This window comes from Tigheibacillus halophilus (assembly GCF_042683165.1).
GTDB lineage: Bacteria > Bacillota > Bacilli > Bacillales > Amphibacillaceae > Tigheibacillus > Tigheibacillus halophilus.
In genome coordinates this window covers 82,878-95,172 of record NZ_JBHUIZ010000015.1, presented here as the reverse complement: position 1 = coordinate 95,172, position 12,295 = coordinate 82,878, and the positions used below count along the sequence as shown (strand labels likewise).

Below are 12,295 nucleotides of genomic sequence, written 5' to 3'. Positions count from 1 at the left end.
GAAAAGTGTATAGAGAGGGTGGAGCCAATGTCTTATGAACTGTACCAAATGGACAACTTCACAGCCGAGAAGCTTCCTTTGAAGCTTTTATATGTCACACATTCTGCATATGACAAGGGCTGGCATAGCACACAACACACACATCATTTCACGGAACTCTTCTATATTGTGAAGGGAAAGGGGTCCTTTCTCTTAAAAGGTCAGGAAATCCCCGTAAAAGAAAACGATTTGGTTATCATTAATCCGAACATCGAACATACCGAGAAATCCAACTGGCAGGATTCCTTGGAATATATTGCGCTCGGCATAGAGGGATTGACATTTTCATTGCCGGATGAGGAAAATTCCGAGTTGGGGATTTACACATATCAAGGGGATCGCGTCGATATTTTATTTTACCTGCACAAGCTTTTGTCAGAAGTACAGCAGAACGAAAATGGATATGAAATCATTTGCCAGAATATCATCGAGATTCTCATCATCAAGCTGCGCAGGGACAGGAACTTCACTATTGGAAAGGTACAGCCGCAAAAAATCAACAAATCTGCGGCTTTCATTCAGTACTATATCAACCAAAATTATCGCGATGATATTACACTTGATAAGCTGGCTGAAGCAGGACATTTGAATAAATACTATCTTGGGCATATTTTCAAACAGGATATCGGCGTTTCTCCAATAGAATATTTGAACCAAGTACGTATCAGAGAAGCGAGGAAATTGCTGGAGACGACCAATTACAGCATTGCGGATATCGCGGCTTTCATCGGTTTTTCGTCACAATCTTTCTTTGCCCAATCCTTCAAACGCCAGACTGGCACGACACCGACCAGATATCGGAAGGAAGCTGTTAAAAGTACTTGATCATAGTGCCATAAGCTTATCGAATCGTCTGAACGAACGCATCGTATCTTTTGACGGCCGTTAGCTCATCGGGCATCAGCCGCGCAGCGAAATCCCATATTTCCCGATGAGCTGTCTGCTGTATTTCTGCTGCGAGCGGCCACACGGTAACGATTACAGTAGGAATGATGACATAAATAGGATCCGCCTCGTATCACTTTTTCCTGTCCCGTAACAGGCCCTGTCGGATTGACTGTTCCTCCGCGTTCGTCTGCCCGGACTGTAAACCAATCCTTGCACCACTCCCAGACATTGCCAGCCATTTGATACAGTCCAAATCCATTTGGCTGAAAATGCCCAGCGGGGGCAGTCCCTGCATACCCATCATCCATTGTGTTCTTATACGGAAATTCCCCCTGCCAAATATTGCACTGATGGATACCGCCCGGAGCCAATTCATCACCCCAAGGGTATCTTTTCTGTATCAGTCCGCCACGGGCCGCAAATTCCCACTCCGACTCAGTTGGCAGCCGCTTACCTGCCCAGTCACAGTAAGCCGTGGCGTCGTTCCAGGAAATATGCACCACTGGGTGATCCATCCGTTCTGCTATATCTGATCCTTTCCCCTCCGGCTGCTTCCAGTAGGCTTCAGTGACTGCAAGCCACCAAGGTGTTTCAGAAGGAGATGGGGCTTGCTGTTTTATTTCTTCAGAAGCGATGAAGGGTGCAAAGACAAAGGACCAGCCAAATTTTTCTGCATCGGTTTGATAACCGGTCGACTCGATGAATGTCATGAATTCGCTGTTCGTTACAGTTGTTCGGTCTATATAAAACGGAGAAATCCGTACGTTGCGTACTGGTCCCTCCCCGTCAGACGGAAAACCTTCCATATCATCAGTTCCCATCAAAAAACTGCCGCCTGGAAGGTAGATCGTTTCTTCTGAAGAAGCAGCATGTAGTTGGTTGGGCGTCTCAGCAGCATACGTACTCCGTTGTTTAGATGATTGCGTACTGGCAAATGCCTGCCTGCTGGCCGTACAGCAATGATGATTTTTGATTGTAGCCACTCCCCTTTGTTTCTTTTGTACCCGCTTTACTGTCGTTGGTGACGCAGCGTTGGATTGACCGTCCTCCCAAGCGTCAGCTTCCCATTTTGCACATAGCCTTCTTCACGGCCTGTAAGCTCGGTGATCAGCTGTTTCCTCCGTAATGCTATGCGGGCTTGAAACCGATCATCTTCAATCAAATTATGCAATTCCGACGGATCCGCCTGTAAATCGAAAAACTGCTCCTCTCCCGTTTGGGAAAACCAGATATATTTTTCATATCCGTCTGTGATATATTGATAGCTTCTCTCACCGAATGCGTGCTCACCATGCAAATAACTGCGCCATGTGTCACCATCTTCATGCCTGCACAATCCTAATACACTGCGCCCTTCCACTGTATCTGGTATAGGTACATGTGCTGCATCCAATAGTGTTGGCATGATGTCACGCAGCTCTACAACCCGCTCACTCTGGCTGTTTTGCTGTACATGCAGGATATTGCCTGGGTCTGAAAGGATGAACGGGATCTTCGCGCTGCCTTCATATGGGAGAGATTTCCGGTATAAATGATGATCGCCGAGCAATTCACCATGATCGGAAACAAATAATATCACGGTATTGTCATATACGCCGTACTCTTGCATGGCGATCAGAAACCGCCCGAGCTGATGATCCAAATGTGTGATCAATCCGTAATAAGCAGCCAGCGCACGATCGAGGCGGTGCTTAGGGACATTTCCTTTGGCAGTCACCGGATTCAATCCTTCCCTGTCCGGATCTTCCGTTTCGGCCCAATCACCAGATTTTGGAGCTGCAAAGGAGATATCTTTATACATATCAAAATAAACTTGCGGCGGGTCAAACGGCGGATGCGGCCTGACAAATGACATTTTTAAAAAGAAAGGCTTCCTTGGATCTCGCCGGCGCAAAAAATCAATGGACTGCGTAACAGCCCAATTTGTCGGATGAAGCGATTCTGCAAGCTGCCAAGGTCTTGCCACAGTCGAGGCATTACAATCCAAACCGATGTCCGTGATATCTGTATCGCTTCCCGCTTTTTCACGAAGCCATTGCACATAATCATCTGTTTGATCAAAAGACGCATTGGATGCTGTATTGAAACGAAACCGATTATAGTGCATATACCCGTCATGGAGGACAACGTTATGAAAACCGCATAAATTCCTTGTCGGATATACATGCATTTTCCCGACACATTGGGTATGGTAGCCTGCCCGCGCAAGTTCCTGCGGTAATGTATGTTCATAGTCCCATGGTACCTGATCTTCATAGCCAACCCGTCCTGTGGAGACCTGCGACATTCCTGTCATGACACTCGCTCTTGCCGGAATGCAAGAAGGCGTAGCTGCATAGGCATTACGAAATAGCACACCCTGCCTGGCAAGCTGGTCCAAATTTGGCGTATCTACAACAGGGTGGTTCATGATGCTCAAGCAATCCGCACGCATCTGGTCCACCATGATCAGTAAAATATTTGGTTTCAATTGGCCTCCCCCTTATAAAAGCCAGGGTCATAATCTCTGGCCTCTATGGATCTTTAAAGCAAACGTACAGGATATGAAGCAATTTCGCAATAAAAATATTGTTTTCTTTTGTAATAATATTGCCATTTGGGAAGTCCAGGGGAAAGAGCCATGTGGGGGCTGGTTCTCCAGCTTTTTAGTGCTTACCCAATGGCTCTGCATAGACAATATACCGTTTTGGTGCATTGCCGATATAATGAAAAGGGTAGCATGTCGATAATGTCAACACCTCGTCGGGCGCAGTGGAGTGGATGACTGTTTGGTCGTTCTCCTCGACTATCTCGGTATCTGTGATCGCATACGTGAAGGTGCCGTGCCCCATTTTCACAATCAGCTTATCCCCATGTTTCAGCTTATCTAATCCCGTGAACACCGTATCCCTATGCCCTGATAAAAGAATTTGGTCGTTTTGACCAGGATAGACCGTTCCGGAGTAATGGCCAACTCCCTGCTTTAGCGATTTTTCATCTGTCCCTTCTACGATAGGCAGCGCTTTGCCAATTCCAGGTATTTGCAATATCCCGATCGACTCTCCTTTTTTAAAGTGGGAAGAAGATTGCGGGACAACCACGTTTTTTTCAGTTTTTTTCTTTCTGACCACATCATTCGCCTCAGCTAATGCGGCTTTCTGTGATTGATGGACCGTCCATAATTGAAAACCGCCATATACCATGCAAACCAGTCCAGTGAGCAGCAAAACGATAGCTATTTTTTTGAACATTACGCGTTGCCACCTTCCAATGATTGTCATTCTATTCATCGTTTCTTCTATATCATTTTTGTTTGTTTGTCACGCTTGCATCTATATAAAGTAAACTGCCCATGCAAGACGATAGTTCCGCATGGACAGCTTTTTTGAAAATGCTCATTTAAAGTTGGCATTCCTTGAGATTATTCTTCTATTCTCGGCCTTCGGAAGTGTCTGACTACCATCATCAAAATAGAAGCCATCACCAGAATCGAGCCAAATAATATGATATTGAACAGATTTGTAGATGTATCCGGCAAATGAGGCCCCGCAGATGTCGGCCCTCCGCCGCTATCGACCATACCTTTCGAGATTGCTTGTGCTGCTTCTTTATCTTTTCCTTCTGCCGTAAAAATGAATGCGAAGGTGGATTTCAGTCCTTGGAAATCATTGCCAAGATGCTCTGGGAAACGGACTGTTATATCTAAATCCTCTTTACTCCCACTTGCCAGCGATCGCGCCGGCAGCTTGTCAAATGCGGCCAGCTTTCCTTGGTACAGCGTCTCTTTCCCAGTTTTTATTTCCAACAATAGCTCGTTGAACAATTTCTTTTGGCCATCATTACGCAGCTGCATATGATAGGCAAAATCTTTTATACCCGAATTCTTGACCGTGATTTTTCGGGGCGCCCAATCACCTGGCTTCATATTATTGATATCAAACAAGATATCTTTTGGCAGAAGCGTGATGCTGATTTCAGAGTCGGAACTGCTGTCTTGATCAGCCAGCGCAACTGAAACAGGAAATATGCCAATCCCCAGTGCGACAAGAAACAATAGACAAAGCCGTATCGTTTTAATCAAAGTGCTGCCCCCTTTTTAAAGGGTAGAGGTCCATCAGGAAGAACTGCTTTTGCCCTCTTCCTGCAATGTTTCTACCTGCTTTTTCTGCGTCAATTCTATTTCAGATAAAGCTTTCCAAATGGTGTATCCTGCATACAGGAGTAATAGTATCCCCGGTACTAATAACAGGAAGGCGCCATTCTTGGACTGAGAGAAGTCTACAAAATAACCGACATAGGGAACGGTGAAGCCAGTATACTCCGCTACTACATTTTGGGGGAGGACCGGGTTCATATCTTCTGCGTTATTGTTATCCCCTTTTGTCCGGTAAAGTACAGCGTCCCCATTTTTTTCCACTTTTGCAATCCGGTGCGTAATCAAAATGCCCTCTTCTTCCTGAAACGTGATGACATCCCCTTTTTTAAAATGGGTTTTATCCTCCACTGGTTTCACAGCGATAATCGAGCCGGTCTGGATTCCCGGCTCCATAGATCCAGAGAGCACTGTTTTCAATTGATAGCCGAAAGCCTGTGGCTCGCCCCCGGAAAATTTCGATATCATGACGATCGCTGCTACACTGATCAGCAACAACATCAATATGGTAGAAACAATATTATTTACCCACTTCAGTATTTTCCGCTTCTTCATTGACAGCACCTTCCTTATTCTGGGTCGTATTCACTTTTTGCTGAACTTTGTTTGTTTCTGCATCTGGTTTTACAGCCTTTGTCTCTACCGTTTTCTTTTCAGCAGATTTTTCTTCTGTGCTGTTCTTTTCTGCAGACTCGTTTGCCTGTTCCTTTTCACGGTCTGGAGCTTGTTGACTGCTGTCTTCCACTTTTTCCTTCTTTTTCTCCATGTTTACATCTGGGGTGGTTTTCGTTTTTTCTGTATTGCTTTCTGCGTTGTTCTGAGCTGGTTTGTCAGGGTGTTTCGTTTCTGTGGATTTCTCCGTTTTTTCTTCCTTAACAGCCTTTTCTTTTTCTTCTGCTTTTTTATCTGTTTCCTTTTTGCAAGTGACTTTTATTTCCTTGCTCCACACTGCCTTTTTCTCGTCATGATCGCCAGCCTGGTATGCTTTGAATATGTAGCGCCCCGGCTTATCGGTTTGGTATGTCAGTTCAACCTTTTCCCCCTTATCCAGTACCTTTACAACATCTTCACCCTTATTCAGCAGAACTTTTTGCCCATGTTTTTTTGGATTGCCATTTTCAACATAATAGATTTCATAAACGCTCGTCTGCAGCATTGGCCCCTTGCCGGTGTTTTTCAGTGTGACCTTCATCTTTGCCGGACAAGCTTTGATATTCTGATTGCCTTTATCGATAAATTTTAAAAGGCTTTCATCTGCTTCCTCCCATGTGCCTGCTGTAATTTTCTGGGAAACCTTTGTCTGCTTGCTATAGTATGCTGATGTGTCCGATGTGATATAACTGACTCCGAATACAGCTACATAACAAACAACGATACATTTTAAAAGTAGAAGCATGACACGATTTTTTTCCCTGAATGTGCGTATCCGCTTTTTTCTCAACATGACCCCGCCTTCCCGTTTTTTTCATAATGCGTAACCAGTGATTTTATATATATTCCTAAAAGTACAACGGCAGTTATAGGTTTAGGAATGTATATAATTTATTGAAGTTTGGCCTTGCTTTTGGAAAACGAAAGCTGCGGCATATGTGAAAAAGGGAGGAGAAGAGATCTCCTCCCTTTTCATGTGCACGTTACTTACTTACACCTTTTCCTTGTTTTGCTTCAAATTTCCATGTCAAATTCAATGAATCCCCTTGGAACTCGTTCTGATCCTGATTATTTTCGACAAATTCGAATTGAACATCTAATGTGTCACTATCGCCGGCTTTCAAACCACCCTTTTCTTCAAAGTGTGGAACAAAAACTTTATTGGCAACAGCATCCGGAGACATTCCCTTCAACTCATCAAGTGTAGTATACCAAACTACTTGGTCAAGCCCTGTCCAAGATCCAGTAATCGATTTATCTTTATTCCACATGAAATTTACTCGAATATGCTTACCGAAGTCATCATTGTTATTCCCATTTGCATCTGTAACAGTATAATCTGTTGACAATAATACTTTGGAAATATCAAGTGATCCATCATTTTTCAACTTAAAAGAACGATTCATCCAATCTCCAGGTTTGATATTGTTAACATTAATAATTTCTGTCGGTTTTAGAGTCAAATCCAACGTCCCCGCAGCAAACGTATTATTACTTGTTTCCGTATCACTAAAATAAGCAAACGTTCCTCCACCAATCAGCCCGACTGCCAATACCCCTGTAGCGATACCCATTCCCAATTTCTTTTTTATACTCATTTCTCGTTTCCTCCCCGTTATCTCTCATTTTTTCTTTCTACCCTTGCATACTTGTAAAGTGAATCTTGATGTACCGTTTTGTTCGTTTTATCGGTACACCTCCCCCTCCCATATGTAAAGTCCAATCGTTCCTCATAAAGCTATTTTGTGCTTTATTGAGAACAACATGATTGCAGTATATAACAATTCCCCCCTCTTGAAAAACCTCAAATTCAGTCATTTTTTCACTATAAAGAACGTTTTGCTTCCATTTTCTTTTAATAACTGTCAATTACTTAATTTTTTGAATAAAATAATTCTAATGTACTATACAGAGAACGAACTTTGATAAGTACAGGCTAAATTATGAATCTTTCGATCTAGGCATCTGGAAAATGCTTTCAGTAAATGAGTATTGCAGTAGTTGGATAACCCTCTCATTTAGGGCAGGATCTCACCCCAAGGAACCTCTTTCAGGAAATGAAAATAAGAAGTAAATGATGACAAAAAGACCGCCACCTTACCGTTTAAACGGCAGATGACGGTCTTTTAATAGGCGAGGGATTCCTCTTTATTACCTTATATAGCAGTAGCGAGGAACTATCCCCGTTGCCTCCTCTACTGGTTCAGCAAATAATCTGTATCTGCTTTTAACGTGTCAAAAGCTTTTTCAGAAATCATTTTGTTTTTCTTTTGTTGTGCAAGCAATGTGTCTAAGCCTTCCAAGTGTTTGATCACTTTTTCATCCGCTTCCTTTTTCTCAAACTGTTGTATCGTAGTCAGCTGAAGTTTGAGCAAATGTGCCGCATCGCCAGAGAAGGCGCCGTCTTGATCAAACCGTTCTACCAATGTCAACATATCTGTGGCACTGGTTGTCACAGTGATGATATAGGTTTCTTTCGTTTTGTTGCCATCCTTGTCTGTCGCAGTGACAACCAACTCGCGCTCGCCAGGCTTGCCTGCCAAATCAATTTCATCCCCCGACTTATACGCCTTGCCATCGAAGGTTGCGGAAGCTTCCCCGGTTCCATTTCCTGTATCCTTCAATTCCCAGGTGAATGCAACTGATTCGGAATCCGGTAAAGCTTTTTCTTCATCAAACGGCTTGCCATTCAGCAGCAGCTCGATGTCTGGTCCGGTAGTCGCAGTGAATTGCGCATCCGCCCAATCCGCATGGTCATTTCCATTGTCATCTCCGCCATCCGTGACAACCAGCTTCAGTTCCTTTTTACCGGAAATATCGACATCCACTTTTTTCGCCGGAGTGTCTCGTCTCATGACGCCGCTTTCAAACAGCTTTTCACCATCAACGAACACCTGGAAGTTCACTGTACCGGTGTTATTTGCTTCCCGATCAAGACCTACAAATGCTTTGAATTTGTCATAGCCTTTATCAGCGATATCATAGACTATTTCCGAATGTGCATGGGTGCCGATGCCTTTGTCATATGTTTTTTCCCCATCTTCACTGGCGAGTGTGATTTTGTTTCCTTCAATACTTGCATCACGGTGTATACTGCCCCAACCAGCTGTTGCGCTTTTCCATGGCAAGTCGCTTACGAACAGCTCATCAACCAGGTTGAATTGGATTTCATAAGCTGCTGACAACATGCCATCTGCTGAGGTCACTTCAATGACGGTTTTTCCTGGCAGCTTTTCAGCAGGCGTGACTGTCACTTTTACATCTTTGCTTATCGGGGTCACTTCCACTTTCGGAACACCATCGACTGTACCCTTCAAATAGGAAAGGGAATAATCTGTTTTTCCCGGAGCAAATCCATCCAATGATTTACCGTCAATCGTGATATCTTTGACAAGGTCATCCGTCACCACATGCTTGCTTACATCCATCGCTTTGTCCTGCTTGGTGATTGGCTGTAAACGATAGCTGTAGCTATATGATTGATCTGCATTCATCGTGTATTCCTGATGCGGCCTTGCCCCCCAGCTGTCGTCGCCACCGAGACCCATCTGATGGAAATTAAGATCGACATAAATATCGTCTTTTCTGTCCAGCTCATATGGGTGTGCGGATTTTTCCAAATCTGCTTTCGTGTAATGCAATGCGTTCACTTCCATCAATGGCAGGCCTGTCGCCATTAATCCTACACCATCTTCATTTGTGAAAGTGACCCAGCGCACATCCGTTTTGTTGCCCATCTCTTGCGGCACGGCATATGGGAAAAACTGGTCATCAACAGTACTGCTGTATACCCCCACTGGATAGCCTGTCTTGCGATCCCAATAGTTATCCTCTGGTCCGCGGCCATACCAATTCATCTGCTCAAATTCTTTTGGCAATGTTAACTGCATGCCGACTGCTGGAATTTCCGGCAGGCCTGCAGCAGGATCCAGCGTGTTTTTCACAACGACTTCTCCCGTACCATAGATAATGTAGCTTGTTTGATAGTCGGATTTTTTTGTTGTCGGCAACGTGCCTGTCACATTGATTCTGACAGCGTTCTCGCCATATTTTTTCATCTGCACGTCAGTCACTGTCCTGTTTTTGCCTGCATCACGCCAGGTACCTGTCCGTGACGGCATGCCATTTCCGATGTCATTTTCATTCGGTGCCCGCCAAAAATCAGGCGCAGGCCCATCTTTAAGCAATGATGTCCCTTGGAAGTTAAAGGATGAGATCGTGCCTTTCTTTTTATCAAATTGCAGCTCGAAATCATTTCCTTTTACCGCGATGCTATTCTCATCGTCTTTCGTGCTGATTGCCGGCATGTCTCCGATGTTTTCCGGATCCGCTTGCGGTACATCATAAGGAACCTTCAGCTGTTCATTGGCTATATCATGGCCTTTTTTCGCCCATTTCGTATCTTCCTTCAATGAAAAGCTGACATTGACATAATATTCCGCTCCTGCCTGTAATGCCGGTTCTTCAATTGGCAGCGTGATTTCTTTTGTTGACAGCGGGGCAACATCCAAGTCTGCGATTTCCCCCTGTTGAATGACTTTGTCATCTTGCTTCAGTTCCCACTGCGCATCATAGTCTTGTAGGTTGGTAAATAGGAATTCATTCTTTAATGCGACCTTGCCTTTTTTGATGTCTACATCTGATATTTCAACTTCCTGGTAAACCTTTTTTACCTCTTTCAATTCCGGCTGGACAGTCCGATCCGCAGATATCAATCCATTTGCCAGGAAGTTGCCGTCATTCGGATCGTCTCCCCAGTCACCACCATAAGCGAAATAATATTCGTCCTCTTTTCCCGGTACAGGTTCCAAAAGGTTCTGATCGACCCAGTCCCAGATGAATCCTCCTTGCAAATTGTCGTACTTATCGATGACATCCCAGTATTCTTTCAGGTTGCCGACACTATTTCCCATCGCATGGGCATATTCAATCAGCAAAAATGGTTTCTTGCCGGTTTTGCCATACGATTCCACGGAAGATACCGCCGGGTACATGACACTGTCCATATCTGCCCAGCGTGTATCACCCTCATAATGCACCAGTCTGGTATCGTCCAGTTCACGCGCCAGTTCCGCCATGTGCTGAAAAGTTGTTCCTTGTCCCGCTTCGTTTCCGAGAGACCAGATCATGATGGATGGGTGGTTTTTATCCCGTTCTACCATACTGCGTAGTCTGTCCAGAGAAGCTGGCAGCCATTGCGGATCACTTGCTGGCAGTACATCCCGTTTGCCATGTGATTCCAGATTCGTCTCGTCGATGATATAGAGTCCATATTCATCAGCAAGGTCATACCACTGCGTCTGATTCGGATAATGCGACGTGCGCACAGCATTGATATTGTGTTGTTTCATCAATTTAATATCCTGAATCATCCGCTCTCTGGATACGTTACGACCTTCTTCAGGATCGATTTCGTGCCTGTTTGTGCCTTTGAATGTAATTGGTTTGCCGTTGATTTTCATCTGTTTGCCATCCAGTTCGAATTCACGGAAACCGACGTTGGTACTCGTTGTTTCGATGATTTTTCCGTCTTTATCTTTTAATGTCAACAATAATTTGTACAAATTCGGATGCTCTGCTGACCATTTTTTTGGATGCTTGACCAGTTGCTCTTGGTTGATGGACAGCTTTTGTTTGTCTTTGAAATCTACATCGCTTTTGAGTGGTTTTTCAAAAACCGGCTTGTCCTTGTCGTCCAGCAGTTCCATTTCTACTGTTTGACCATTGCTATCGTCTTTTTTATATTGGTTGAGATCCAGATCCACTTTCAATGTCGCGTCTTTATATTCCTCATCCAAATCTGTTTCCACTTTGAGATCACGCATATGGACATTTGGCGTGGCATACAGATATACATCACGAAAAATACCGCTTAGCCGGACAAAATCCTGATCTTCCAGCCAGCTGCCATCTGACCAGCGATATACCTCAACCGAAATATTGTTCTTCTCGCCTTTTTTAACGTATTTGGAAATATCGAATTCGGCCGGTGTATAGCTGTCCTCACTGTACCCGACTTTCTTGCCGTTAACCCATACATAAAAGGCTGATTCGACACCTTGAAAGGATACATAGATTGGCTTATCATCCCAATCCTTCGGAACAGTGAATTCTTTTTTATAAGAACCCACAGGGTTATATTTTGTCGGTGCTTTCGGCGGTTCCGGATTTTCAACACCAGTCCATGGATAGGTCACGTTCGTATATATTGGATAGTCATAGCCTTTCAGCTGCCAATTGGAAGGCACGTCGATTTTATCCCATCCACTCGTATCGTAATCATCTTTGTAAAAGTCCTTTGGCCGCTTGTCCGGATTATCCGCAATATGAAACTGCCAATCCCCGTTAAGCGATTGGTAGAATGCAGATTGCTTCTCATCATTTTTTTTAGCAGCTTCCACGTCTGTAAATGGCATGATGGACGCATGCGCTGGCTCGCGGTTTACCTGGAACGTTTCCGGGTTGTTATTCCACTCCGGATAATCCTCATTCACTTTGGCGTATACCGTCTCACTTCCCGTAAAACTCCCCAACGCCAGCATACCCGCCATTCCAATCGCCCCAATAAGTGCTTTCTTCACCCAA

The 12,295-nt window shown here is 44.4% G+C and carries 9 protein-coding genes; 1 reads left to right on the top strand and 8 read right to left on the bottom strand.

The window, feature by feature from the left end; genetic code table 11:
* The first annotated feature begins 27 nt into the window (after window positions 1-27).
* Window positions 28-864, top strand: a complete 837-nt coding sequence (locus ACFSMW_RS16380; RefSeq protein WP_390357372.1) for an AraC family transcriptional regulator — start codon at window positions 28-30, stop codon at window positions 862-864.
* A gap of 65 nt (window positions 865-929) precedes the next feature.
* On the opposite strand, the gene ACFSMW_RS16375 is transcribed toward ACFSMW_RS16380, so the two are convergent.
* The 8 genes from ACFSMW_RS16375 to lacZ all read right to left on the bottom strand — a co-directional run bounded on the left by ACFSMW_RS16375 (window position 930) and on the right by lacZ (window position 12,291).
* Window positions 930-1,901: a formylglycine-generating enzyme family protein gene (locus ACFSMW_RS16375; protein ID WP_390357669.1), complete on the bottom strand. Its 972-nt coding sequence runs from the start codon at window positions 1,899-1,901 to the stop codon at window positions 930-932.
* Window positions 1,902-1,936: 35 nt separating this feature from the next.
* The gene (locus ACFSMW_RS16370) at window positions 1,937-3,397 is read right to left on the bottom strand and encodes an arylsulfatase (protein ID WP_390357371.1); all 1,461 of its coding nucleotides are present in this window, start codon (window positions 3,395-3,397) and stop codon (window positions 1,937-1,939) included.
* A 175-nt stretch (window positions 3,398-3,572) separates the two neighbouring features.
* On the bottom strand, window positions 3,573-4,157 hold the full coding sequence (locus ACFSMW_RS16365; protein ID WP_390357370.1) for a class D sortase: 585 nt from the start codon (window positions 4,155-4,157) through the stop codon (window positions 3,573-3,575).
* A 170-nt stretch (window positions 4,158-4,327) separates the two neighbouring features.
* Window positions 4,328-4,987 (bottom strand): hypothetical protein, encoded by a 660-nt coding sequence (locus ACFSMW_RS16360; protein WP_390357369.1) that lies wholly within the window; start codon window positions 4,985-4,987, stop codon window positions 4,328-4,330.
* Between the two features lie 33 nt (window positions 4,988-5,020).
* On the bottom strand, window positions 5,021-5,614 hold the full coding sequence (sipW, locus tag ACFSMW_RS16355) for a signal peptidase I SipW (protein ID WP_390357368.1): 594 nt from the start codon (window positions 5,612-5,614) through the stop codon (window positions 5,021-5,023).
* On the bottom strand, window positions 5,580-6,503 hold the full coding sequence (gene tapA / locus ACFSMW_RS16350) for an amyloid fiber anchoring/assembly protein TapA (protein WP_390357367.1): 924 nt from the start codon (window positions 6,501-6,503) through the stop codon (window positions 5,580-5,582). Before tapA ends, sipW begins: the two co-directional genes overlap by 35 nt.
* Window positions 6,504-6,693: 190 nt before the next feature.
* Window positions 6,694-7,308, bottom strand: coding sequence for a TasA family protein (locus ACFSMW_RS16345; RefSeq protein WP_390357366.1), 615 nt, complete (start codon window positions 7,306-7,308; stop codon window positions 6,694-6,696).
* A 597-nt stretch (window positions 7,309-7,905) separates the two neighbouring features.
* A complete protein-coding gene (gene lacZ, locus ACFSMW_RS16340; protein WP_390357365.1) occupies window positions 7,906-12,291 on the bottom strand; it encodes a beta-galactosidase, LacZ type in 4,386 nt (1,461 codons plus the stop codon).
* Between the last annotated feature and the right edge of the window lie 4 nt (window positions 12,292-12,295).